The sequence below is a fragment of the Solirubrobacter soli DSM 22325 genome (genome assembly GCF_000423665.1).
GTDB classification, from domain to species: Bacteria; Actinomycetota; Thermoleophilia; order Solirubrobacterales; family Solirubrobacteraceae; genus Solirubrobacter; species Solirubrobacter soli.
In genome coordinates, this window is the sequence record NZ_KE384069.1 from 204,499 (window position 1) to 229,388 (window position 24,890).

Genomic DNA, 24,890 nt, shown 5'->3' on the forward strand with positions numbered 1-24,890 from the left:
GAACGGGTTTTCCAGAACGCCCGGTAGGGTTGATGAGCCACAATGGCCGCACCGAGGAGATCAGGAGCTGGACATGGCATCGCAGGTCGAGGTAGATCCCCAGGAGACACGCGAATGGCTGGAAGCGCTCGACGCCGTCGTCGCGAGTGACGGCCCGCAGCGGGCGCAGTTCCTCCTGGAGCGCGTCGTCGGGCATGCGCAGCTGACCGGGGCGGCTCCGGCGCCCGCGGGCACGACGCCGTACCTGAACACGATCCCGCCCCAGGACGAGCCCGCTCATCCCGTGGACGAGGCGCTCGAGCGGCGAGTACGCAGCATCGTGCGCTGGAACGCGATCGCGACGATCCTCAACGCCAACAAGACCTCGTCCGAGCTCGGCGGCCACATCGCCTCCTACCAGTCGGCGGCCGTCCTCTACGAGACGGGCTTCAACCACTTCTGGCACGCGCCGAGCGACAAGCACGGCGGCGACCTCGTCTTCATGCAGGGCCATTCAAGCCCCGGCGTGTACGCGCGGGCATTCCTCGAGGGGCGCATCCCCGAGGAGCAGATGCGCAACTTCCGCACCGAGGCGTTCAAGACCGGCCTGAGCTCGTACCCGCACCCGTGGCTGATGCCGGACTTCTGGCAGTTCCCCACGGTCTCCATGGGCCTCGGCCCGCTGATGGCGATCTACCAGGCCCGCTTCATGAAGTACCTGCAGGGCCGCAGCCTCGCCGAGACCGCGGGCCGCAAGGTCTGGGCCTTCATGGGCGACGGCGAGATGGACGAGCCCGAGTCGCTGGGCGCGATCTCCATGGCCGGCCGCGAGCACCTCGACAACCTGATCTTCGTCATCAACTGCAACCTGCAGCGCCTCGACGGCCCGGTCCGCGGCAACGGCAAGATCATCCAGGAGCTCGAGACGAACTTCCGCGGCAACGGGTGGAACGTCATCAAGGTGATCTGGGGCACCCGCTGGGATCCACTGCTCGCGGCCGATCACGAGGGTCACCTGCTCGCGCGCATGAACGAGGCGCTCGACGGCGACTACCAGACCTACAAGTCCCGCAACGGCGCCTACGTGCGCGAGCACTTCTTCGGGACCAAGCCGGAGCTGCGGGCGATGGTCGCCGACATGACCGACGACCAGATCTGGGCGCTCAACCGCGGCGGTCTGGACCAGCGCAAGGTCTACACGGCCTACAAGGCGGCCTCCGAGCACCACGGCCAGCCGACGGTGATCCTCGCCAAGACGATCAAGGGCTACGGCATGGGTGAGGCCGGCGAGGGCCAGAACATCACCCACCAGCAGAAGAAGATGAACGAGCAGGCGCTGCTCGCGTTCCGCGACCGCTTCGAGCTCGAGCTGACCGACGACCAGGTCAAGAACCTCTCCTTCTACAAGCCGCCGGAGCACTCGCCGGAGGCGGAGTTCATCCGCGAGCGCCGCGCCGCGCTGGGCGGCTCGCTCCCCGCCCGCCGCCGCAAGGCCCAAAGCCTGCCCACCCCGGAGCTCGACGCCTTCAAGAGCCAGCTCGAGGGCACGGGCGACCGTGAGATCTCGACCACGATGAGCTTCGTGCGGATCCTCTCCACGATCCTGCGCGACAAGCAGCTCGGCAAGCACGTCGTCCCGATCGTGCCCGACGAGTCGCGCACCTTCGGCATGGAGGGCATGTTCCGCCAGCTCGGCATCTTCAGCCAGCTCGGCCAGCTGTACACGCCTGAGGACCGCGACCAGCTGATGTTCTACCGCGAGGACAAGCACGGCCAGGTGCTCCAGGAGGGCATCAACGAGGCCGGCGCCATGTCCTCGTGGATCGCCGCGGGCACGAGCTACTCCAACCACGGCGTGGCGACGATCCCGTTCTACATCTACTACTCGATGTTCGGCTTCCAGCGGGTCGGCGACCTCGCGTGGGCCGCCGGCGACAGCCGCACGCGCGGGTTCATGCTCGGCGGCACCGCCGGCCGGACGACGCTCAACGGCGAGGGCCTGCAGCACGAGGACGGTCATTCGCACCTGATGAGCGCGACGATCCCCAACTGCGTCAGCTACGACCCGACGTACAACTTCGAGCTCGCGGTGATCATCCACGAGGGCCTGCGCCGGATGATCACCGAGCAGGAGGACGTCTTCTACTACCTCACGCTGATGAACGAGAACTATCAGCACCCGGTGATGCCGGAGGGGGTCGAGGAAGGGATCCTGCGCGGCCTGTACCTGTTGCGCGGCGCCGAGAACGCCAAGGTGCAGCTGCTCGGCTCGGGCACGATCCTGCGCGAGGTGATCGCCGGGGCGGACCTGCTGCGCGAGGACTTCGGCATCGAGTCCGACGTCTGGAGCGTCCCGAGCTTCACCGAGCTGCGCCGTGAGGGCATGGAAGTCGACCGCTGGAACACGTTCCACCCGGGCGAGGAGGCCAAGACGACCTGGATCGAGCAGCAGCTCGGCGGCCGTCCCGGGCCGGTGATCGCCTCGACCGACTACATGCGCTCCTACGCGGACCAGATCCGCCCCTGGATCGACGCTCCGTACCGCGTGCTGGGCACGGACGGCTTCGGCCGCTCCGACTACCGCAAGACGCTGCGCTCGTTCTTCGAGGTGGATCGCCACCACGTGGTGCTGGCGGCGTTGACGGAGCTGGCGAAGACCGGTGAGGTCGCCGCCGACGCTCCGAAGAAGGCGATCGAGTCCTACGGCATCGACCCCGAGCGGCCCGCGCCGTGGCGGGTGTGAGGGAGGCGACGGTGGCTGGCACCGAACAGGTCCTGGTCCCGGACATCGGGGACTTCGACGACGTACCCGTGATCGAGGTGCTCGTCTCCGTGGGGGACGAAGTGGCCGCGGAGGACCCGCTGGTCGTCCTCGAGTCCGACAAGGCGACGATGGAGGTCCCTTCGCCCAGCGCGGGCAAGGTCGCCTCGATCGAGGTCTCCGTCGGCGACAAGGTCAAAGAGGGCACGCCGATCGTGCAGCTCGAGGTCAGCGGCGGCAACGGCGCGGTGACCGCGCCTGAAGGCGTCGTCGGCGAGGATCAGGCTGCCGCGGCGACCAAGGACGTCGAGGCCGCCGTCGAGGCGGAGGCCGAGGCCGCGCCCGAGCCTGAGCCGCCCGCCCACACGCCCGCGTCACCGCAGGCCGGCACCGGCAAGGAGCCCGCCTACGCCTCGCCCGGCGTGCGCCGCCTGGCGCGCGAGCTCGGCGTCGACCTGAGCACCGTCCGCGGAACCGGCCGCAAGGGCCGGATCACCAAGGAGGACGTGCAGAAGCCGCAGCCGCGCGAACAAGCGCCCGCGGCCGCGCCGTCCGGCGCGACGGAGGTCGCCGGCCTCAACCTCGCCCCGTGGCCGAAGCTCAACTTCGAGCGCTACGGCGAGGTCGAGCGCCAGCCGCTCACCCGCATCCAGAAGATCAGCGGCCCGAACCTCGCCCGCAACTGGGTGATGATCCCGCACGTCACCCACAACGACGAGGCGGACATCACCGAGCTGGAGGCGTTCCGCAAGCGCACGAACGCGGAGCAGTCCGAGGCCAAGGTGACGATGGTCGCGCTGCTGGCCAAGGCGGTCGTGGCCAGCCTGAAGGCGTTCCCGACGGTCAACAGCTCGCTCGACGGCGACGACCTCGTCCTCAAGCGCTACTACAACATCGGCTTCGCGGCCGACACGCCCAACGGCCTCGTCGTCCCCGTGATCAAGGACGCGGACAAGAAGGGCATCATCGAGATCGCGCAGGACCTGACGACGCTCTCCAAGAAGGCGCGCGAGGGCAAGCTGGGCCCGGCCGAGATGGCGGGCGCCACGTTCACGATCTCGTCGCTCGGCGGGATCGGCGGCACGAGCTTCACGCCGATCGTCAACGCCCCCGAGGTCGCGATCCTCGGCGTCACGCGCAGCGCGATGAAGCCCGTCTGGAACGGCAGCGAGTTCGTGCCGCGCCTGATGGTCCCGCTCTCGCTCTCCTACGACCACCGCGTGATCGACGGCGCGCTCGCCGCCCGCTTCGTCGCGCACCTGGTGAACCAGCTGTCCGATCTGCGAAGGGTGCTGCTCTGATGGAGGTCAAGGTCCCGGACATCGGGGATTTCGACGCCGTACCCGTCATCGAGGTCCTCGTGGCCGTCGGCGACGAGGTCGCGGTCGAGGATCCCCTGGTCGTGCTCGAGTCCGACAAGGCGACGATGGAGGTCCCGTCGCCCGAGGCCGGCAAGGTCACCGACATCACCGTCGCGGTCGGCGACAAGGTCGCCGAGGGCTCGGTCCTGCTCACGCTCGAGACGACCGGGTCCGAGAACGGCGCCAAGCCGGCCGAGCCGGCGGCTCCCGCCGAGCCCGCGCAGCCCACGCCGGACGCGGACGTCACCGTCCAGGTCGCCGTCCTCGGCGGCGGTCCCGGCGGTTATACGGCGGCGTTCCGCGCCGCCGACCTCGGCCTGAGCGTCGCCCTGGTCGACCGCGGCGAGCAGCTCGGCGGGGTCTGCCTGAACGTCGGCTGCATCCCGTCCAAGGCGCTGCTGCACGTCGCCAAGGTCATGACCGAGGCGGCGGAGCTGGGCGAGGCGGGCATCACCTTCGAGGCGCCGAAGATCGACGTCGACAAGGTCCGCGAGTTCAAGAACGGCGTCGTCGGCCGCCTGACCGGCGGCCTCGAGAACCTCGCCAAGCAGCGCAAGGTCCAGGTCGTGCGCGGCACGGGCGAGTTCACGGGCCCGAACACGATCCAGGTCGGCGACACGGTCGTCGCCTTCGAGCACTGCATCATCGCCGCCGGCTCCGAGGCCGCGACGCTTCCGTTCCTCCCCGAGGACGACCGGATCATCGACTCCACGGGCGCGCTCGAGGTCGACGGCATCCCGGAGCGGCTGCTGGTGATCGGCGGCGGCATCATCGGCCTCGAGATGGCGACGGTCTACGACGCGCTGGGTTCCAACGTCACCGTCGTCGAGCTGCTCGACCAGCTGATCCCGGGCGCCGACAAGGACCTCATCCGCGTCCTCGAGAAGCGGGTCAAGGGCCGCTACTCCGCGATCCACCTCAAGACCGGCGTCGAGTCCGTCGAGGCGCACGAGTCGAGCCTGACGGTCAAGTTCGGCGACCACACCGAGGAGTTCGACCGGATTCTCGTCGCCGTCGGCCGCAAGCCGAACGGCAAGGTCATCGGCGCCGAGAAGGCGGGCGTGAACGTCACCGACCGCGGCTTCATCGAGTCCGACCTGCAGATGCGGACCAACGTGCCGCACATCTACTCGATCGGCGACGTCCGCGGCGAGCCGATGCTCGCCCACAAGGCGACCCACGAGGGCTCGCTCGCGGCCGAGGTGATCTCGGGCGAGAACGTCTCCTGGGACGTGCGCTCGATCCCGAGCGTCGCCTACACCGACCCCGAGGTCGCGTGGACCGGCGTCACCGAGACCCAGGCCAAGGCCGAAGAGATCCCGTACGAGATCGCGGCGTTCCCGTGGGCGGCGTCCGGCCGCGCGCTCAGCATGGGCCGCAGCGACGGCCTGACGAAGCTGATCGTCGAGCCCGAGACGCATCGGATCCTCGGCGCGGGCATCGTCGGCGTCAACGCGGGCGAGCTGCTGGCCGAGGCCGTCCTGGCGATCGAGGCCGGGCTGGACGCGGAGGACGTCGCGCTGACGATCCACCCGCACCCGACGCTGAGCGAGACCATCGGCTTCTCCGCCGAGGCCGCCGAGGGCACGATCACGGACATCATGCCCAAGCGCAAAAAGTCACGAGCTGGTTGACGTAGAGGAAACGATCGTGTACTCCTATGCACCGTACACGGTGCATAGGAGAGATCACGCATGGCCATTGAGGCTCGATCGATCGACTGGGTCCCTGAGACCGAACGGCACGGACGTATCTGGCACCAAGCTCCGCTCTGGTTCCTCGGCAACTTCCAGTACTTCTCGATCCCGATCGGCTTCATCGGGCCGGCGCTCGGGCTGTCGCTGGAGTGGTCGATCCTCGCCGGCGTCCTCGGCATCCTGACCGGGACGGTCTTCATGGCCTTCCACGCGGCGCAGGGCCCGACGCTCGGGCTGCCGCAGATGATCCAGTCGCGGGCGCAGTTCGGCTATCGCGGCGTGATCGTCCCGCTGTTCGCGACCGCGTTCACGTACCTGGCGTTCAACGTCGCCGACCAGGTGTTGCTGGGCGAGGGCCTCAACGGCGCCTTCGGCTGGGACGCGAACCTCGTCGCGATCGTCTGCACCGTCGGCGCCGCGCTGCTGGCGATCTACGGCCACGACTGGGTGCACAAGATCTTCCGGATCCTGCTCTACATCTCGTTCCCGCTGATGACCCTCGTGACGCTGGGGATCATCTTCGGCAAGGGCGGTGGCGGGAAGCCCGACGAGGGCGGGTTCGTGTTCGCCGCGTTCATGGCCCAGTTCTCCGCGGCCGCGGCCTACAACATCACGTACGCGCCTTATGTGAGCGACTACTCGCGCTACCTCCCGAAGGACACGCCGAACCGCTCGATCATCGCGTCCGTGTTCTTCGGGGCGAGCGGGTCCGCGATCTGGCTGATCGCCCTCGGCGCCTGGCTCGCCGTGTCCCTGGGCGCGAGCGACGGTCTCGTCGGCCTGATGACCGCCGGCAACAACGTGATCGACGGCCTCGGCGACCTCGCCGCGTTCTTCAGCGCCGCCGCGCTGGCGGCGACGATGGGCATGAACGCCTACGGCGGCGCGCTGACGGTGCTGACCGCGGTCGACTCCGTCCACACGATCAACCCGACCCGCCGCCTGCGCGTGATCACGATCATCGGCCTCGCGATCGTCTGGTTCGTGATCGCGAAGTCGATCAGCGCGAGCGCCGTCTCGACCGTCTTCACCTCGCTGACGCTGATGCTCTACCTGCTCGTGCCGTGGACGGCGACGAACCTCGTCGACTTCTTCTTCGTGCGCCGCGGCCACTACGCGATCGCCGACCTGTTCAAGGTCGACGGGATCTACGGCGCGTGGGGGCGGCGCGGCCTGATCGCCTATGGCGTCGGCTTCCTGATCGAGATCCCGTTCATGGTGCTCCCCGACCTCGGCGGCTGGTCCTACACCGGCTTCATGGCCAAGGCGCTCAACGACGTCGACATCGCCTGGATCGTCGGCCTGATCGTCTCCGGCGGCGTCTACTGGGCGCTCACGCGCTCGCTGGACGTCGAGAGCGAGAGGCGCGCGGAGGCGATCTCCGAGCGCGAGCTGGTCGCGGTGTCGTGAGGGCGCAGGTTCTTCAAGGGCTCGGCGCTCTCGCGGGTGCCGAGCTGGAGCTCCCGGAGCCGGTCGGCGACCAGGTCCGGGTGCGGCTGACCGCGAGCGGCGTCTGCCACTCCGACCTGCACGCGTTCAACGGCGACTGGACGGTCCCGTTCCCGCTCGTGCTCGGGCATGAGGGCGCGGGCGTGGTCGAGGCCACCGGCCCGCAGGTGCGCGACGTCGCCGTCGGCGACCACGTGGTCCTGTCGTGGTTCGCGCCCTGCCGCCGCTGCCGGGCGTGCGCGGCGGGACGCGCCTGGCTGTGCACCGGGACGCGGGCGCTCGAGCATCCGAGCGCTGTCGCGGGCGTCCACGCCTACCTGGGCCTCGGCACGTTCGCCGAGGCGACGGTCGTGCCGGAGTCGGCGGTGGTGGCGATCGACCCGCGCGTCCCGCCGGAGGTCGCGGCGCTGATCGGCTGCAGCGTCGCCACGGGCGTCGGCGCGGTGCTCAACACGGCGCGGGTCGAGGCGGGGGAGACGGCGGTCGTCGTGGGCTGCGGCGGGGTCGGCCAGGCGATCGTGCTCGGGCTCGCGTTGGCGGGCGCGCGCGAGATCGTCGCGGTCGACCTGAGCCCGGAGCGGCGCGAGCAGGCGCTGGCGCTCGGCGCGACCGCGGCCGTCGATCGCGGCGCGGGCGAGTTCGACCACGCGTTCGAGGCGATCGGCCGCGCGGAGACGCTCGAAGCCCTCCCCGGCCTGCTGGCGCGGGGCGGCCAGGGCGTGATCGTCGGCATGCCGGCCGAAGGCGTGCGGATCGCGATCGACCCGTTCGACCTCGCCGACCAGGGCAAGCGGCTCATCGGCTGCAACTACGGTTCCTGCGTGCCCGCCGTCGACTTCCCGCGCCTCGCCGACCTCTTCCTCGCCGGCCGCCTCCCGCTCGACAAGCTCGTCGGGCGCCGGCGTCCGCTCGACGAGGCGGTCCCGGCGCTGGACGACCTGCGCGACGCCGTCGGCCTGCGGACGGTCCTATGCGCATGAGCCCGATGGCAGGCCACCGCGGGACCAAGCGCGGGTTTCGGGCATCCCGAGGGTGGCGCCGGTGCGCATAGGCGCTCGTCTCCGTCATGCGAGAGAGGCCGGACGGCTCTCGCTCGGGGACGTCGAAGCCCGGACGGGGCTCTCCAAGGGCTTCCTGTCCAAGGTCGAGCGCGACGCATCGTCGCCCTCGGTCGCCAACCTCGTCGCGATCTGCGACGCCATCGGGCTGCCGATGGCCGACCTGTTCGCGGTCCCGCGCACGACGCTGATCCGCCTCTCGGACCGCCCGTCGATGGACCTGCCCAAGGCCGCGGCGGTGCGCGACACGCTGATCACCCCCGAGACCGAGCGCCATGTCACCGTGCTCGAGACCGTCATCGCCAACGGCGGCGGCTCCGGCGGCGAGGCGCTGTACGCGATGCCCTCGGAGTGCGAGGTCTGCTTCGTGCTCGAGGGCGAGATCGAGGTCGTCGTGGAGGACGAGACGTTCGCGCTCGGTCCCGGCGACGCCCTGACGTTCGGCGCCGCCGTGCCGCACACCTGGCGCACGGCGGGCGCCGCGCGGATCCTCTGGATCCTCGCGCCCGGCCTTCCCGACCCCCGAAACGAGGTCAATTGAGACTCTCACCCCCCGACGCGGGCGTCGCTCCGCGCTACACGGGCATCCGCACCTTCGCGCGGGCGCCGCACGTCACCTCCGCCGAGGACGCGGACGTCGCCGTCATCGGCGTCCCGTTCGACACCGCGACGTCGATGCGCCCCGGCGCGCGCTTCGGGCCGGCCGGCATCCGCGACGCCTCGCTGCTGTTGCGCCCGTACAACCCCGCGCTGGACGTCAACGTCTTCGAGGCGGTCTCGATCGCCGACCTCGGCGACCTCGAGACCACGCCGGGCAACGCGGAGCGCACGACGGCGCAGATCGCCGCCCAGCTCGAGCCCGTCATCCGCGCCGGCGCCGTCCCGCTCACGCTCGGCGGCGACCACTCGATCGTGCTCGGCGAGCTGCGTGCCCAGGCCGCGGTCCACGGCCCCGTCGGCGTCGTCCTGCTCGACGCCCACGCCGACACGTGGGAGCAGTACTACGGCGAGCGCTACTTCCACGGCACGCCGTTCAAGCGGGCGCTGGAGGAGGGCCTGATCGACCCGCACCGCTCGCTGCTGGCGGGGATGCGCGGCTCCCTCTACGCGGCGTCGGACCTCGACGAGCCGCGCGAGTGGGGCTTTCAGATCGTGCCCTGCGACGAGCTGCGCACCTGGTCGCCCGCCGAGTACTCGGCGCGGGTCCGCGAGCGGATCGGCGACGGGCCGGCGTTCCTCTCGTTCGACATCGACAGCATCGACCCCGCGTTCGCGCCGGCGACCGGCACGCCCGAGGTCTGCGGCCTGCTCCCGCACGAGGCGATCGCGTTCATCCGCGCGCTGCGCGGCGTCGAGTTCGGCGGGTTCGACCTCGTGGAGGTCGCGCCGGCCTACGACACCAACGCTCAGACGACGGCGCTGCTGGCGGCCAACATCGCGTACGAGTTCATCAGCCTGGTTGCGGTCCGCGCGCTGACATAACGGCTTTCTCGTAGATCGGTCCGGACGGCCGAGCGCCGCCCGTGGCATTGACGCAGGTCAGCACTCGGAGAACGCTCCGGGTGTCGTGCGCGTACTGCTTGTCGCCTTGGTGACCGCGGGCCTGGTCTGGCCGGCGGCCGCCGCGGGTTCGGGCGTGCCGGGCGACGGCGGGCCGGCGACCCAGGCCCCGCTCTCGGCCCCCAGCGACGTGGCGTGGCTCGCCGGCGGCGCGTTCCTGGTCGCGGACGCCGGGCAAGGCCGCGTGCGGTTGGTCGACGCGGCCGGGGTGATCACGAGCGTGGCGGGCGGCGGGACGGCCACCGCGGGATCGGCGCTCGACATCGCGCTCGTGCGGCCGACCGGGCTCGCGGTCGACCCGCTGGGCGGGTACCTGATCGCCGACGCGGGCGCCGACCGCGTCTGGCGCGTCGACGCCGCGGGCGCAGCGCGGGTCATCGCCGGCACGGGGGAGCGCGGGTTCAGCGGCGACGGCGGGCCGGCAACGGCCGCGCTGCTCGCCAAGCCCAGCGGTGTCGCGGTCCTCGCGGACGGCTCCGTGGTGATCGCCGACCAGGGCAACAACCGCGTGCGCCGCGTCGCCGCCGACGGGACGATCGCGACGGTCGCCGGGGGCGGGTTGGAGGACAGCGCGCGGCTCAGCCAGCCGACCGCGGTCGCCGCGCTGCCGGCCGGCGGGTTCCTCGTGGCCGACACGGGCAACCACCGCGTCGCCCGGGTCGCCTTCGGCACGCTGACCACCGTCGCGGGGACCGGCGTCGGAGGCGTCGCCGGCGACCCGGGTCCCGCGGTCAGGCGGCCGCTGGGCACGCCGGTCGACGTCGCGGTCACGCCCGGCGGCGGGTTCGTGGTCGCGGACGTGGACAGCCAGCAGGTCCTCCGCGTCGACGCTTCCGGGAACGTGACGACGGTGCTCGACGGCACGGCGGCCGCCGGCGTCGCGGTCAGCGCCGACGACGTCCTGCTCGTCGCCGACGTGTCCGGGGTGGTCCTCGCACGCCCCGCGGGCGGGATCAGCCGGGTCGTGGCCGGCGTGCAGTTGCCGCTGACCGGCCCGGGGACCGCGAAGACGGCGCCGAACGTAAAGGCGGCCGGCTACCGCGTCTATCTGAGCGCGATCAAGCCCACCCGCTCGGGCTGCACGCTGCTCCTGGCGTACGTCGCCTCCGACGACGGCGACGGGACGCTGACGATCGGGCGCACGCCCTACAAGGCTCGGATCTACGCTCCGAGGAACCAGTTCCGTGTGGGCGTCGTCAGGTTCAAGCCGGCGCGCTACGCCGTTCGGCTGACGGTCAAGCGGCTCGGCGACGGGCGCACCGCGACGACCACGGGCACGCTGGTCGTGCGCAAGGGCCGCTGTGGAGGGTGACGAACGCCGCGGCGTGCGCTTCACGAAGCTCGGCTTCGCGGCGATCGTCGCCGTCGTCGCGCTCGCGGGCAATGCCTTCCAGCTCCTCTACAGCGTCGATCCGACCCGCAAGCCGGACCCGAACGAGCGCCTGCGCGCGGCGATCCAGCCGCTGTCCGCCGAGCCGCAGGTCTCGCTCGGAACCTATCTCGCGCGGACGACCGCGCCTCCCGAGATCGAGCGCACGATCGACGGGCTGATCCTGGCCAAGTACAAGACCCACGAGGAGTTCCTGTGCGCGAAGGAGCGCAAGCTCGCGGTGCGCGGATACATGGTCTACGCCGATATCACCGTCGAGGGCCTCAAGCACCGCGCGGTCGACCTCTACACGACGCTGTACTCCAACGCGACGCACCGCCGGATGGCCGCGTATGAAGGCGAGGCGCCGCTGCCGCCGCTGAAGCTCACCTCGCCGACGGACTCCTTCGTCCAGGCCGCGTTCCTCGAGGTCCCGGAGCGGCCGCGCGCGAACTACTACGCGCGCTTCGAGCTGCGGACGCACGAGGACGGCGACAAGCTCGGCACGCTGCTGGCGATGGCCGACAGCAAGCCGTTCCCGGGCTTCGAGGGCAACTACGCCCGCGGGTACCCGCACTGCCCGCGCGTCATGTGAGCACGGTGTCGTGCGTGAGCGCGATCTGGGCCATCCGGTGGTCGCGCTCGAGGTCGCCGACGATGTAGAGGCAGAGCGACACGCACGGGCGGTCGTGGAAGTGGTCGTCCCACGCGCGGTCGTACTCGACGGAGCGGTCGATGATCGCCGCGTCCGGGCCGATCGGGAAGCGTGCCCACCACGCGGCGTCGAACCCGCGGGCCAGCGCGGCCTCCAGCTCCGGCTCCCACGCGTGCACGTAGTCCTCGACCGTGATCGAGAGGTCGATCTCCCGGAAGACCATCCGCCCCTCGGCCTCGAGCGCGGCGACGTCCAGCCCGGCCTCGGTCAGGCTCGCGCGGTCGGCGCCGGACCGGCCTTCGAGCGACCGATGGAACAGCCAACCGTTGCGCTTGGCGCCGAGCGCGTAGAAGGACGCCAGGGTCGGCGCCACTTCCTCGGCGGTCGACAGCAGCATCGCGACGTGCGGGCATGTGCCGCCCGGAAAAGCGCTTTCTAGAGCGGAATCCATAGGGTGACGAGGGTTCCCTTACCTGGTGTCGAGGTGATCGTGCATTCGCCGCCGTGGCCGCGTGCGCGCTCGCGCATCACGGTCAGGCCGAGGTGGCCGTCCTCGACCCCTGGGGCGGCGTCGGGATCGAACCCGTCGCCGTTGTCGGCGACGGTCAGCTCGAGGCGCTCGTCGTCGGCGGCGTAGGTGATCTCCACGGCGCTCGCGCGCGCGTGCGCGTCCGTGTTGGCGACGGCCTCGGAGACGACGCGGGCCGCGAGCGTGACCGCCTCGGGTCCCGCTTCGCCGCGTCCGCTCACCCGGACGGCGCACTGCGAACGGCGCGCCGCCTTGTCGATCGCCTCGCGCAGGTCGGCGGGCGCGTCGTCGGAGAGCTCCTGCAGGCGGGCGCGGACGAGCCGGTGGGCGGCGTCGACGGCCTCGGTCAGGCGGGCGCGGTCCGGCTCGGGCAGCGCCAACTCGCGCCGCGCGCACGCGAGGTATTGGGCGAGCCCGTCGTGGACCTCGGCGGCGAGCTGGCGGCGCTCGCGCTCCATCGCGGCGTGCAGCAGCTCCCGCCGCAACTGGGCGGTCGTGATCCCCGCGGAGAGCTGCATCCCGAGCAGGGTCAGCACGGTCCCGCTCAGCGGGTCGATCCGGATCGGCTCGGTGGCGGACGCGATGACGACGCCCACCATCTCCCGTTCGCCGGTGACGAGCGGCAGGATCACCCAGTTGGTGGCGGGCGGCGCGAACGGGTTCTCGACGAGCCAGGAGGCGGCCTCGCGCAGGACGATCGGCGCGCCGCCGGCGACCGCGAGCCGCCACGCCTCCTCGTCGAAGGAGAGCTCCTGGGCACACGTGCCGGTGTAGCGGCGCAGGACGGGGTGGCCGTCGGCGTCGGGGAGGTAGAGCGCGGCATCGTGCAGGTGCAGCGCCTCGCACATCTCCTCCAGCGCGGCGGCCGCGAGGACGGGCAGCTCGTCGGTTCCCACCAGTGCGCGCGAGACGCGGGAGACCGCGGCCAGGCCATTGAGGACCTCCGGAGCGATCACGGCGCGATACTACGCCCAGTGAAGGTGATCATCGCCGACGACCACCGGTTGATGCGCGAGGGCACCGCGGCGCTGCTGGCCGCCGATCCGCGGATCGACGTGGTCGGCCTTGCCTCGGGCGGTCGCGAGGCGGTCGAGCTGGCCGCGCGGCTGAAGCCCGACGTCGCGCTGCTGGACGTGGGGATGCCGGACATCGGCGGGGTGGAGGCGTGCGCGGCGATCCGCGCGCAGGTCCCGTCGGTGCGCGTGCTCATGCTCACCGTCTCAGAGGACGCGTTGGACGTCCGGGCGGCGCTGCGCGTGGGGGCGTCGGGGTATCTGCTCAAGGACATCCCGCCGGGGGAGCTGGTGGCTGCGGTGCTGGGCGCCGACCGGGTGATGGCCTCGGCCGAGGCGCCGGTCGACGAGCTCTCGGTGCGCGAGCGCGAGGTGCTCGAGCTGATCGGGCGCGGGCTCCGCAACCGTGAGATCGCCGAGCGGTTGGTCGTGAGCGAGGCGACGGTCAAGACCCACGTGCGTCATGTGCTGGAGAAGCTGCGCCTACGCAATCGCGCGGAGGCAGCAGCGTTCGCAGCCCGCGGCCGATCCGCGCCCTGACGTCCGCCGGCGTCGTGTCGAGCACGCTCGCGATCTCGTCGGTCTTGTAGCCGAGCGCGCGCGCCAGCACGACCGCGTCGCGGTCGTCGGGCGCCATCCCGGCGTACTGCGCCACACGTGTCGCGGCCAGCCGCGCCCCGAGCACCGCGTCGCCGCCCGCGACGAGCACGCGGCGCGTCACCTCGGCCGCTGTCTCCTCGTCGCCACAGACGGTCCACGCCGCCGCGAACACCTCATTGAGCACGAAGCGGACGCTATGCGGCTAGCGGGGGCGTGCCATCGCCCAAAGGGATGATGTTTACGAGTCCTGCGCGGTCGGCCGGACGAGGATCTCGTTGACGTCCATATGCGGTGGCTGAGTGACCGCGAACAGGACGGCGCGGGCGATGTCCTCGGCCTTCAGCGTGTCCTCGATCGAGTGGCTGAACCCGGGGGTCTCGACCATCCCGGGGGAGATCAGCGTCGTTCGCACGCCGGTGCCGTTGAAGTCCAGGCGGGCGGCCTCGGCCATCCCGTTGACGGCGAACTTGGTGGCGCTGTAGAGGCTGCCCTGGAGCGCTCGCCGGCCGGCGACGCTGCCGGTGATGACGAGATGTCCCTTCGTGGCGCGCAGCGCGGCCGCGGTGGCACGGATCGTCGCGTAGATCCCGAAGACGTTGATCAGCACCATCTGCTTGGCGGCCTCGACGTCACCGGACTCGAACCCGCGCGGGTGGCCGACGCCGGCGTTGGCCAGCACGACGTCGATCCGGCCGAACTCGGTGCGCGCGCGCTCGACCATCGCCTCCACCTGGGCGTAGTCGGTCACGTCACACGGGACGGCGATCCCGCCGAGCTCGGCGGCGAGTTCTTGCAGCTTGTCGGCCGAGCGAGCGCCGAGAACGAGCTTGTAGCCGGCCTCGGCCGCCTGCCGGGCGGTGGCGGCGCCGATCCCCGATGAGGCGCCGGCGATCAGGAACACACGATCCATGCTCCTATCGTTACGGATCGACGATGCTGGCGGATCGAGCGCGCATAGAAGTCCAGGCCGGACGCGGCGGCGACGGCTCGATGTCGTTCCGGCGCGAGTCCCGCGTGCCCAAGGGCGGGCCCGACGGCGGCGACGGCGGCCGCGGCGGGGATGTCACGTTGCGCTGCGACGACTCGCTGCGCGACCTGCAGTCCTTCCGCCGCCGCGGCCAGTTCAAGGCGGGGCGCGGCGGGCACGGCATGGGCAAGCTGATGTCGGGCGCCGACGGCGACCGGCTCGTGATCGCGGTCCCCCCGGGGACGACGGTCGAGCGCTGGGACGGCCGCACGTACGACCTGGTGCGTCCCGGCCAGGAGGTCACGATCGCCGCGGGCGGGCCCGGCGGGCGCGGGAACAAGACGTTCGCCACCGCGACGCGGCAGGCGCCGCGGCTGGCCGAGCGTGGGCTGCCCGGCGAGGAGGGTCCCGTCGAGCTGCATCTGAAGCTGCTGGCCGACGTGGGGCTCGTGGGGTTGCCGAACGCGGGGAAGTCCTCGCTGTTGTCGGTGATGACGCGGGCGCAGCCGAAGATCGCCTCGTACCCGTTCACGACGCTGACCCCGGTGCTGGGGACGATCGACGCCGACGACCGCCAGCTGGTGCTGGCCGACATCCCGGGGCTGATCGAGGGCGCGTCCGACGGCGCGGGGCTCGGCCACGACTTCCTTGCCCACGTCGAGCGGACGCGGCTGCTCGTGCACGTCTTGGATCTGGCGCCGCTGGACGGCTCGGACCCGGAGCACAACTTCGAGGTGATCGAGCGCGAGCTGGCCGAGCACGACCCGCGGCTTGCCGGATTGCCGCGGCTGCTGGCCTTGAGCAAGGCCGATCTCGTGACGCCGGAGGTGGCTGCGGTCGCCGCTGCCGAGTGGCGCGGGCGCGTCGCGTTCCCGGTGATCGTCACCTCCAGCGCGACCCGTTTGGGCTTGGACGAGCTGCGGGGCGAGCTGCTGCAGCGGGTGCCCGTGGCCGGGCCGGAGCCCGAGGGCTCGGGCGAGGACGAGGTCGCCGAGTTCGCGGTCTTCCGCCCGGCGAAGTCGCAGGCGTTCGACATCACCCGCGGGCCGGACGGCACGTGGATCGTCTACGGCGACTCGGTCGAGCGGCTGATCGCGCGCTGGGACCTCGACAACGAGGAGGCGCAGGCGCTCGTCGAGTCGCGGCTGCGGCGGATGGGCGTGATCGGCGCCCTCGAGCGGGCAGGGTTCGAGGCGGGCGACGACGTCGAGATCGGCGGCATCGTCTTCGAGCTGGACCCGTACTAGTGGTCGCGACCGTGAATACGGTCGATCGCCGGCCAGATCACCGGTCGTCTCTGCCGGGTCCTGGTGGGCGCTTGCATACTGGTGGTACGTGGGCGCCCGCCGGGGCCCGGCAGAGGCGAGCGGGGCCCGCCGGAATCGAGCGTATTCCCGGGAGCGGCCACTAAGTTGCCCGTCGCCGTCGTAAAGCTCGGATCGTCGATCGTCGCCGAGGACTCCGGCGCGCTGCGGCTGTCGGTGGTCGCGCGGATCTGCGAGGAGGTCGCGGCGCTGCACGCTTCCGGGGTTGACGTGGTCGTCGTCACGTCGGGGGCGATCGCGCGCGGCATCCACATGCTGGGGTTGGCGGGCCGTCCGCGGGTGGTCGAGGAACTGCAGGCGGCGTCCGCGGTGGGCCAGGGGCGGCTCTATCGCACCTACGACGAGTACCTGCGGGAGCGCGGCATCCAGTCCGCGCAGGTGCTGCTGACGTTCTTCGACATGAGCGCGCGGACGCACTATCTGAACGCGCGCCGGACGCTGCGCAAGCTGGTCGAGTGGCGGATCGTGCCGGTCATCAACGAGAACGACACGACCACCACCGACGAGATCTCCTTCGGCGACAACGACTTCCTGGCGGCCCAGGTCGCGGTGCTGGTGGATGCCTCGCTGCTCTTGTTGTTGACCTCGACGCCGGGGCTGCTGACGGCGGATCCCCGGGTGGATCCATCGGCTCGCCTGGTGTCGGTGATCTCGGATCCCTCTGAACTCGAGGCGCTCTCGATCGGGAGCGCCACCTCGCCGTTGGGCTCGGGCGGGATGCGCTCGAAGGTCGCCGCGGCGGAGATGGCGACCGCGGCGGGGATTCCCACGGTGATCGGGTCGGGGTTCGAGCCGGGGCTGTTGGGGCGCGCGTGGGCGGGCGAGCCGGTGGGGACGCGGTTCGCGCCGCACCCGGTGCGCCAGCCGTCCTTCAAGCTCTGGCTGCGCTACGCGAAGCCGTCGCAGGGCGTCGTGGCGATCGACGCGGGCGCGGCGCGGGCGCTGCGCGACGGCGGGACGTCGCTGCTGCCGGTCGGGATCGTGGGCGTCGAGGGCGCGTTCGAGGCGGGCGACGCGGTCGACGTGTGCGTCGACGGCGAGGCCGTCGGCAAGGGGATCTCCAACTACTCCGCGGGCGAGTTGCGGCGGGTGATGGGGCTCAAGACGGGGGAGCTGCGCTCTGTGCTGCCTCGAGCGGTGGACGAGGCCGTCCACCGGGACTACTTCGTCCTGGTGTAGACCGCCTCGCCGGCCACTCTCGTCTCGAGCACACATTCCTCGCGCGCCAGCGTGAACAGCGCGCCGAGCGTCGCGGTCCAGTCGGGGGCGGCTTCCAGCACGGCCTCCAGCGTGGAGTCCTCCGGGGCTTTGAGCAGCGTCGTGTCCAGTTGCTTTCCCGGCGTGAAGTCGCCGGTCGTGTCGCCGAGGTTCAGTGCCTCAGCTCCTGCCTTCGTGGCGAGATAGAGGAGGTGCTCCGGGCCGAGCATGTGACCTTGGTCGCGGACCATCTGGACGTGGTAGGCGACCAGGCCCTCCTTGAGCATGCTCAGGCCGGTGCCGGCACCGACGTCGGTCCCCATCCCGAAGCGCACGCCGGCCGCGACGTGCCGGGCCATCGGGAAGATGCCGGAGGCGAGGAAGGCGTTGGACGACGGGCAGTGGGCGATCGCGGTGTTCGTGCCCGCCAGTCGCCTGAGCTCGCTGTCCGAGACGTGCACATTGTGGGCGAGGACCGAGTGGTCGGTGAGCAGGCCCGCTCGCTCGTACGTGGCCAGATAGTCGCGGGCCTGCGGGAACAGGCGGCGGACGAAGTCGATCTCGCCGAGCGACTCGTTGACGTGGCTCGTGAAGAGGACGCCGTCGCCGAGCAGCTCGTGGCAGGCGTCGAGCATGGCATCGGTGCAGGAGACGCTGAACCGGGGCGTTACGGCGTAGCGGAGGCGGCCGCGGTTGTGCCAGCGGTCCATCAGCGTCCGGCTGTTGGCGTACGCCGTCTCGGCGTCGACCTCGAGGTCGGGGCGCAGGTTGCGGTCCGAGACCACGAGACCGGAGGCGATCCGCAGCCCGCGCCGGTCCGCCGCCTCGAACAGCGCGTTCTGCGCCTCCGGGAAGTGCGAGCCGAATACGAGCGCCGAGGTCGTGCCGTTGGCCGCGAGCAGCCGCACGAACCGCGCGGCGGCGGTCTGCGCGTAGCTCGCGTCCGCCATCCGCGCCTCCTCGGGGAGGGTCCGCTGGTCGAGCCAGTCGAGCAGCTGGAGGCCCATCGCGCCGATCACGGGGATCTGCGGGAAGTGGACGTGGGTGTCGACGAAGCCGGGGAGCGCGATGCAGCCGCTGCGGTCCTCGACGCGGGCGTCGGGGTTTCGCGCTTTGACGTGCTGGAAGTCGCCGACGTCCGTGATCGTCCCGTTCTCGTACGCGATCGCGCCGTCGTCGAACGCCTCGAGGGCGTCGGTGGTCTTGAACGGATCGCGCGGCGTGTGGGCGATGCGGGCACGGAGGATCGTCGTCATGCTCGGTGGGCAGCCTAGACTTCCCGCATGGCCGCCACCGTCGCTTCCACGCCCTCGGTCACCGATCTCGCGCTCGCCGCGAAGGCCGCCGCGCGGCGGCTGGCGGCGGTCGACCCGGCGACCAAGGACGCGGCGCTGCTCGCGATCGCGGACGCGCTGGAGGCGCGGCTGCCGGAGATCCTGGCGGCGAACGCCCTGGATCTTTCGGCGGGTCGTCAATCGGGCCTGTCGTCCGCGCTGATGGACCGCCTGACGCTGGATGAGGCGAGGGTTCGCGGGATCGCCGACGGCACGCGCGCGATCGCGGCGCTGCCCGACCCGGTGGGTGAGGTCGTGTCCGGCGGGCGCCTGGCCAACGGGCTCGACTTCCGCAAGGTTCGAGTCCCGCTCGGCGTGATCGCCGTGGTCTACGAGGCGCGGCCGAACGTGACGATCGACGCCGCCGCGCTGTGCCTGAAGTCGGGCAACGCGGTGCTCCTGCGCGGCTCTTCCTCGGCGGTGCATTCGAACGAGGTGCTGGCGCGGATCGCGGGCGAGGCGGCCTCGGCGGCCGGTCTGCCCGAGGGCGCGCTGACGCTCGTCGGCGGCGGGCGCGAAGCGCTCACCGAGCTCGCGCAGCTCGAAGGCGTCGTCGACTTGATCATCCCGCGCGGGGGAGAGGGGCTGAAGAAGGCGATCAGCGCCGTCGCCCGTGTCCCCGTGATCTACGCGGCGGCGGGCAACTGCCACGTCTACGTGGATGCGTCGGCCGACCTGGAGATGGCGACGCGGATCATCGTCAACGCGAAGGTCCAGCGCCCGGGCGTGTGCAACGCGGCGGAGACGCTGTTGGTGCACTCGTCGGTGGCGTCAGCGTTCCTCCCGGGTGCCTTGGAGGAGCTGCGCTCGCGTGGCGTCGAGTTGCGCGGCGACGAGCGCGTCGCCGCGCTCGCGTCGGTCGCGCCGGCCTCCGAGTCCGACTGGGCGGAGGAGTTCCTCGCCTTGATCCTGGCCGTGCGGGTCGTCGACTCGGTGGACGAGGCGATCGACCACATCAACCGCTACGGCACGGGCCATTCCGAGGCGATCGTCACCCGCGACCGCGACGCCGCCCGGGCCTTCCAGCTCGGGATCGACTCGGCCTGCATCTACGTCAACGCCTCGACGCGGTTCACGGACGGCGGCGAGTTCGGGATGGGCGCCGAGATCGGCAATTCCACCCAGAAGCTCCACGCCCGCGGCCCGATCGGCCTGCGCGAGCTCTGCTCGACCCGCTACCTGGTCGACGGCGAGGGCCAAGTCCGAGGATGAAGGTCGGCCTCCTCGGAGGCACGTTCAACCCTCCGCACCTCGGTCACCTCGTGTGCGCCCAGGAGGCGCACGCGCAGCTGGGGTTGGACCGTGTCGTGTTCATGCCCGTCCACTCGCCCCCGCACAAGGAGGTCGAGCAGGACCCGGGCGTCGAGCACCGCGTGGCGCTCTGCGAGTTGGCCGTGGCCGACGATCCACGGTTCGAGGTCTCTCGGTTGGAGGCCGACACGCCGGGTCGGTCCTTCACGGTCGATACCCTCAAACGGCTGCATGAGTCCAGTCCAGAGGACGAGCTGACGTTCATCATGGGAGGCGACATGGCCTACAGCCTGTCGACCTGGCATGAGCCGGAGGCCGTCCTGTCGCTCGCGACGCTCGGCGTCGCCGAGCGCGAGGGCGTCGGCCGCGCCGACATCACGGAACACATCTCCGGGCTCGCCGGCGCCCACCGCATCCGCTTCTTCGACATGCCCCGCCTCGACATCTCCTCATCCCTGATCCGCCGCCGCGCCGCCGCCGGCCAGCCACTGCGCTACTTCGTGCCGGACGCCGTCGCCGAATACATCGTCTCCGAAGGGCTGTACCGATGAGCGCCGCACCCGAACTCGAACCGGCCCGCCTCGCCGACCTCGTCGCCGGCTACGCCTCGGACGTCAAGGCCCAGGAGATCGTCGAGCTCGACCTCCGCGGCGTCCTCGGCTACACCGACTACTTCGTGATCGCCACCGGCGGCACCGACCGCCAGGTCAAGGCCGTCCACGACCGCATCCACGAGAACATGAAGCGCGAGCACGGCCTCCTGCCCCGCCGCGTGGAAGGCGTCTCCGAGTCCCGCTGGATCCTCATGGACTACCTCGACGTGATCGTCCACATCTTCACCCCCGAGGCGCGCGAGTTCTACCGCCTCGAGCAGCTCTGGGGCGAAGCCCCGAAGCGCATCATCGAGTAGCGCGCCGCCCGCCGCACCGCGTCTCGTCGCGCCCGTCCGCGCGGGGCCGCCCCGCGCGCCACCTCTCGCCGCGCACCCGTACGGGTGCGGTCGCTCGGCGTCCCCACAGGGCGCCTTCTGACCTGACCCGTCCGAGAAACGCGAAAGGGCCGCCCTGAGGCGACCCTTTCGTGAAGTGGAGCTAGCCGGGCTCGAACCGGCGACCTCGTGACTGCCAGTCACGCGCTCTCCCAGCTGAGCTATAGCCCCTGGGAAACGCCAGTCTAGCGCCTCGCTCGGAAGGCTGGGCCCGCGCCGGACGCTAACCTCCGCGCCCAATGGCCGAGCATCGTTACGAGCCTCACGAGATCGAACGCAAGTGGCAGGCGATCTGGGAGAGCGAGCGCACCTGGGAAGTTCCGAACGAGGATGACGGGACGCCGCGCTCCTATGTGCTCGAGATGCTCCCGTACCCATCCGGCGAGCCCCACATGGGGCACCTCAAGAACTACTCGGTGGGTGACGCGGTCGCCCACTTCCGCCGCCGCAACGGCATGCGTGTGCTGCACCCGATGGGCTACGACGCGTTCGGCCTGCCCGCCGAGAACAACGCGATCAAGACCGGCAAGCACCCGCGGATCGCCACCGAGGAGTCGATCGAGTCCTTCCAGCGCCAGTTCCGCTCCTGGGGCATCTCGATCGACTGGTCGCGCGAGTTCGGCACCCACGAGCCCCGCTACTACCGCTGGACGCAGTGGATCTTCCTCAAGCTCTTCGAGCGCGGGCTGGCCTACCGCAAGGAGGCCGCGGTCAACTGGTGTCCCAAGGACGCCACGGTGCTGGCCAACGAGCAGGTCATCGACGGCCATTGCGAGCGCTGCGGCACGCTGGTCGAGCTGCGCCAGCTCGAGCAGTGGTTCTTCCGCATCACCGACTACGCGGACCGCCTGCTCGACGACCTCGAGACGATCGACTGGCCGCACCACGTCAAGACGATGCAGAAGAACTGGATCGGTCGCTCCGAGGGCGCCGAGGTCACGTTCTCCTCGCCCGAGACCGGCGTCGACTACTCCGTCTTCACCACCCGCCCGGACACGCTGTTCGGCGCGACGTTCTTTGTGATGGCGCCCGAGCACCCCGACGTGCTGCGCCTGGCCGCCGGAACCGAGCACGAGGCGGCCGTCCGCGACTACGTCAACGGCGTCCTGAGCGAGAACCGCGAGGACCGCGCCGACACCGAGCGCACGAAGACCGGCGTCCCGCTCGGCCGGACCGTGATCAACCCGGTCAACGGCGAAGCGATCCCGATGTACGTCGCCGACTACGTCCTCATGGAGTACGGCACCGGCGCCATCATGGCGGTGCCCGGCCACGACGAGCGCGACTTCGACTTCGCGACGCAGTTCGGCCTGCCGATCCGCCGCGTGGTCGAGGGCGGCGAGGAGCTCCCGTACAGCGGCGACGGCCCACTGGTCAATTCCTCGCCCCAGTTCGACGGCAAGAACAACCGGGCGGCGCTGGAGGAGATCGTCGACTGGCTCGACCGCGAGGGCAAGGGCCACCGCTCGATCAACTACCGCCTGCGCGACTGGCTGCTCTCGCGCCAGCGCTATTGGGGCGCGCCGATCCCGATCGTCTACTGCGACGAGCACGGCATCGTGCCCGTTCCGGAGTCCGACCTGCCGGTGCTGCTGCCGGACGTCGAGGAGTACGCGCCGCAGGGCCGCTCGCCCCTGGCCGCCGCCGAGGACTGGGTCAACACGACCTGCCCGATCTGCGGAGCTCCCGCCCGCCGCGAGACCGACACGATGGACACGTTCGTCGACTCCTCGTGGTACTTCCTGCGCTACGCCGACGCCAACAACGACGACGCCGCGTGGGACCCGAAGGTGCTCGAGCTGTGGGCGCCGGCCGACCAGTACATCGGCGGCGTCGAGCACGCGATCCTGCACCTGATGTACGCCCGCTTCTTCGTGAAGGCGCTGGCGGACCTCGAACTGCTCGACCACCAGGAGCCCTTCAAGGCGCTCTTCACCCAGGGCATGATCACCCGCGACGGGGCGAAGATGTCCAAGTCCAAGGGCAACATGATCAGCCCGGTGCAGTACGTCGAGCGCTACGGCGCGGACACCGCCCGCTCCTACATCCTCTTCATCGGCCCGCCCGACCAGGACGCCGACTGGAGCGACGAGGGCGTCGAAGGCGTCCACCGTTTCCTGGCCCGCCTGTGGCGCCTGGGCATGGACGTCGCCGAGACGACCGGCCGGCAGCCGCTGCTCGGCCCGCTGGAGCCGCCCGAGGGCGACGACCTCGAGCTGATGCGCAAGGCCCACTGGGCGATCGACAAGGTCACCAACGACATGGCCGGCCGCTTCGCGTTCAACACCGCGATCGCCGCCGTCATGGAGCTCGTCAACGAGGCCTACCGCCGCCGCGACGCCGTCCGCCCCGCGACCCTGCACTTCGCCACGGCCACCGCCGCCTCCCTGATCTTCCCGTTCGCCCCGCACACCGGCGCCGAGGTCTTCGAGGCGTTGACCGGCGAGCGCGTGTGGGAGACCGAGTGGCCCGACGCCGACCTCTCCCTGCTCGAGCGCGACGTCGTCGAGATCGTCGTCCAGGTCAACGGCAAGGTCCGCGACCGCGTCCAGGCCCCGGCCTCCTCCTCCCGCGAAGAGCTCGAGTCCCTCGCCCGCGAACGCCCCAACGTCGTCGCCCACATCGACGGCAAGCAAGTCGTCAAGGTCGTCGTCGTCCCGTCGAAGCTCGTCAACTTCGTCGTCCGCTGACCGCGCCGGGCGGGGCAACCCGCCCGCGGTCGCCTAGCCACGCGACGCGCCCTCCAGCGCGACCCCGCTTCGCGTCGCGCTGCCGCTCCGCGCGGCCCCGCTTCGCGTCGCGCTGCCGCTGCGCGCGGCCCCGTTTCGCGTCGCGTCGCCGCTGCGCGCGGCCCCGCTTCGCGTCGCGCTGCCGCTGCGCGCGGCCCCGCTTCGCGTCGCGCCGCCGCTGCGCGCGGCCCCGCTTCGCGTCGCGCCGCCGCTCCGCGCGGCCCCGCTTCGCGTCGCGCCGCCGCCTCGCGCGGCCCTGCTTCGCGTCGCGTCGCCGCTCCGCGCGACCCCGCTTCGCGTCGCGCCGCCGCTCCGCGCGGCACGCCTTCGCGGCGCGCCGCCGCTCCGCGCGGCCCCGCGCGACCGCGCCTCCGCAAACTTGTCGCACTTCCGCGCGCCTTTTGGCACACCCCGCGACAGACACGTAACACGATCGAACCTATGTTCGATCCCATGCTCAACCTCGATCCCCGCAGGGCGGCCGCCTGGGTCGCCGCTGCAGTCCTCCTGGCGCTCCTTTCGGCCTGGTATCTGGCCCGTTCGCGACCCTCGGCGAGCGCCACCCCACCGCCGATCGCCACGATCTCGGTCCGCGACGACGCCGATGACGGCGGCGGGAACGTCACCGTCGACGTCGCAGGCGCGGTCAAGAAGCCAGGCGTCTACCACCTCTCGTCCTCGCAGCGGGTCGAGGATGCCCTGCGCCGAGCCGGCGGCCCGACCCGCCGCGCCGACCTGAGCCAACTCAACCGCGCCGCCAAGCTCGAGGACGGCCGCCAGATCCTCGTCCCGGTCCGGGCATCGAGGACGCGCGTCGCGACCACCACCGCGTCCCCGGCCAAGACCGCCCCCGACCAGCCGATCAACCTCAACACCGCCACCCTCGAGCAACTCGACACCCTCGACGGCGTCGGCCCCGCCACCGCCCAGAAGATCCTCGACTACCGAGCCGAGCACGGCGGCTTCGGGTCCGTCGACGAGCTCGACCAGATCTCCGGCATCGGCGAAAAGCGCCTCGCCGCCCTCCGCGACCACGTCCGGGTCTGACCATGCCGCGCGGCAGGGGAG

The 24,890-nt window shown here is 71.3% G+C and carries 22 protein-coding genes and 1 tRNA gene; 17 read left to right on the forward strand and 6 right to left on the reverse strand.

All coding sequences use genetic code 11. The features are described from left to right. Nucleotides 1–73: 73 nt before the first annotated feature. From aceE to G569_RS0130545, 9 genes are all read left to right on the forward strand, one after another. Nucleotides 74–2,722 (forward strand): pyruvate dehydrogenase (acetyl-transferring), homodimeric type, encoded by a 2,649-nt coding sequence (gene aceE, locus G569_RS0130505; protein WP_028066226.1) that lies wholly within the window; start codon nt 74–76, stop codon nt 2,720–2,722. A gap of 11 nt (nt 2,723–2,733) precedes the next feature. Beyond that, complete coding sequence (gene aceF / locus G569_RS0130510) at nt 2,734–4,041, forward strand: dihydrolipoyllysine-residue acetyltransferase (RefSeq protein WP_028066227.1); 1,308 nt, start codon at nt 2,734–2,736, stop codon at nt 4,039–4,041. Further along, entirely contained in the window at nt 4,041–5,735 is a 1,695-nt protein-coding gene (gene lpdA / locus G569_RS0130515; protein ID WP_028066228.1) for a dihydrolipoyl dehydrogenase, read from the forward strand. The genes aceF and lpdA overlap by 1 nt, the downstream gene beginning before the upstream one ends. A 60-nt stretch (nt 5,736–5,795) precedes the next feature. Then, the gene (locus G569_RS52905; RefSeq protein ID WP_053227200.1) at nt 5,796–7,208 is read left to right on the forward strand and encodes a purine-cytosine permease family protein; all 1,413 of its coding nucleotides are present in this window, start codon (nt 5,796–5,798) and stop codon (nt 7,206–7,208) included. Then, nucleotides 7,205–8,227 (forward strand): alcohol dehydrogenase catalytic domain-containing protein, encoded by a 1,023-nt coding sequence (locus G569_RS0130525; protein WP_028066229.1) that lies wholly within the window; start codon nt 7,205–7,207, stop codon nt 8,225–8,227. The genes G569_RS52905 and G569_RS0130525 overlap by 4 nt, the downstream gene beginning before the upstream one ends. A 61-nt stretch (nt 8,228–8,288) precedes the next feature. Then, nucleotides 8,289–8,846: a helix-turn-helix domain-containing protein gene (locus tag G569_RS0130530; protein ID WP_157592429.1), complete on the forward strand. Its 558-nt coding sequence runs from the start codon at nt 8,289–8,291 to the stop codon at nt 8,844–8,846. Next, the gene (gene speB / locus G569_RS0130535; RefSeq protein ID WP_028066231.1) at nt 8,843–9,787 is read left to right on the forward strand and encodes an agmatinase; all 945 of its coding nucleotides are present in this window, start codon (nt 8,843–8,845) and stop codon (nt 9,785–9,787) included. The genes G569_RS0130530 and speB overlap by 4 nt, the downstream gene beginning before the upstream one ends. An 85-nt stretch (nt 9,788–9,872) precedes the next feature. Next, nucleotides 9,873–11,177: an NHL repeat-containing protein gene (locus tag G569_RS59320; RefSeq protein ID WP_084285811.1), complete on the forward strand. Its 1,305-nt coding sequence runs from the start codon at nt 9,873–9,875 to the stop codon at nt 11,175–11,177. Next, on the forward strand, nt 11,167–11,829 hold the full coding sequence (locus tag G569_RS0130545) for a hypothetical protein (RefSeq protein WP_028066232.1): 663 nt from the start codon (nt 11,167–11,169) through the stop codon (nt 11,827–11,829). The genes G569_RS59320 and G569_RS0130545 overlap by 11 nt, the downstream gene beginning before the upstream one ends. On the opposite strand, the gene G569_RS0130550 is transcribed toward G569_RS0130545, so the two are convergent. Continuing rightward, nucleotides 11,822–12,286: an MEDS domain-containing protein gene (locus G569_RS0130550; protein WP_028066233.1), complete on the reverse strand. Its 465-nt coding sequence runs from the start codon at nt 12,284–12,286 to the stop codon at nt 11,822–11,824. The genes G569_RS0130545 and G569_RS0130550 overlap by 8 nt on opposite strands. A 38-nt stretch (nt 12,287–12,324) precedes the next feature. Next, nucleotides 12,325–13,374 (reverse strand): sensor histidine kinase, encoded by a 1,050-nt coding sequence (locus G569_RS59325; protein WP_053227203.1) that lies wholly within the window; start codon nt 13,372–13,374, stop codon nt 12,325–12,327. Between the two features lie 18 nt (nt 13,375–13,392). On the opposite strand from G569_RS59325, the gene G569_RS0130565 reads away from it, so the two are divergent. Continuing rightward, nucleotides 13,393–13,971, forward strand: coding sequence for a response regulator (locus G569_RS0130565; protein WP_053227204.1), 579 nt, complete (start codon nt 13,393–13,395; stop codon nt 13,969–13,971). Here G569_RS0130565 and G569_RS61680 read toward each other — a convergent pair. Then, complete coding sequence (locus G569_RS61680; RefSeq protein WP_157592430.1) at nt 13,877–14,215, reverse strand: sigma-70 region 4 domain-containing protein; 339 nt, start codon at nt 14,213–14,215, stop codon at nt 13,877–13,879. The genes G569_RS0130565 and G569_RS61680 overlap by 95 nt on opposite strands. 54 nt (nt 14,216–14,269) lie before the next feature. Next, on the reverse strand, nt 14,270–14,941 hold the full coding sequence (locus G569_RS0130570) for an SDR family oxidoreductase (protein WP_028066236.1): 672 nt from the start codon (nt 14,939–14,941) through the stop codon (nt 14,270–14,272). 23 nt (nt 14,942–14,964) lie between these two features. Between G569_RS0130570 and obgE the strand changes: the two genes are divergently transcribed. Beyond that, on the forward strand, nt 14,965–16,245 hold the full coding sequence (gene obgE, locus G569_RS0130575; RefSeq protein ID WP_028066237.1) for a GTPase ObgE: 1,281 nt from the start codon (nt 14,965–14,967) through the stop codon (nt 16,243–16,245). A 165-nt stretch (nt 16,246–16,410) separates the two neighbouring features. Continuing rightward, complete coding sequence (gene proB / locus G569_RS0130580; protein ID WP_028066238.1) at nt 16,411–17,502, forward strand: glutamate 5-kinase; 1,092 nt, start codon at nt 16,411–16,413, stop codon at nt 17,500–17,502. Here proB and guaD read toward each other — a convergent pair. Further along, nucleotides 17,484–18,776, reverse strand: a complete 1,293-nt coding sequence (gene guaD, locus G569_RS0130585) for a guanine deaminase (protein ID WP_028066239.1) — start codon at nt 18,774–18,776, stop codon at nt 17,484–17,486. The genes proB and guaD overlap by 19 nt on opposite strands. A gap of 27 nt (nt 18,777–18,803) precedes the next feature. Between guaD and G569_RS0130590 the strand changes: the two genes are divergently transcribed. The 3 genes from G569_RS0130590 to rsfS are packed head-to-tail and all read left to right on the forward strand — an operon-like array spanning nt 18,804 to nt 21,015. After that, a complete protein-coding gene (locus G569_RS0130590; RefSeq protein ID WP_028066240.1) occupies nt 18,804–20,066 on the forward strand; it encodes a glutamate-5-semialdehyde dehydrogenase in 1,263 nt (420 codons plus the stop codon). Further along, nucleotides 20,063–20,656 carry a nicotinate-nucleotide adenylyltransferase gene (nadD, locus tag G569_RS0130595; RefSeq protein ID WP_028066241.1) on the forward strand — a complete coding sequence of 198 codons (594 nt, stop codon included), beginning with the start codon at nt 20,063–20,065 and terminating at the stop codon, nt 20,654–20,656. Before G569_RS0130590 ends, nadD begins: the two co-directional genes overlap by 4 nt. Next, nucleotides 20,653–21,015, forward strand: a complete 363-nt coding sequence (gene rsfS, locus G569_RS0130600; protein ID WP_037500316.1) for a ribosome silencing factor — start codon at nt 20,653–20,655, stop codon at nt 21,013–21,015. The genes nadD and rsfS overlap by 4 nt, the downstream gene beginning before the upstream one ends. Before the next feature lie 176 nt (nt 21,016–21,191). Here the strand turns inward: rsfS and G569_RS0130605 are convergent. Further along, a tRNA-Ala gene (locus G569_RS0130605) sits at nt 21,192–21,264 on the reverse strand. A 68-nt stretch (nt 21,265–21,332) separates the two neighbouring features. On the opposite strand from G569_RS0130605, the gene leuS reads away from it, so the two are divergent. Beyond that, nucleotides 21,333–23,783, forward strand: a complete 2,451-nt coding sequence (gene leuS / locus G569_RS0130610; protein WP_028066243.1) for a leucine--tRNA ligase — start codon at nt 21,333–21,335, stop codon at nt 23,781–23,783. A gap of 480 nt (nt 23,784–24,263) precedes the next feature. Then, nucleotides 24,264–24,869: a helix-hairpin-helix domain-containing protein gene (locus tag G569_RS0130615; protein WP_053227206.1), complete on the forward strand. Its 606-nt coding sequence runs from the start codon at nt 24,264–24,266 to the stop codon at nt 24,867–24,869. Nucleotides 24,870–24,890: the final 21 nt, after the last annotated feature.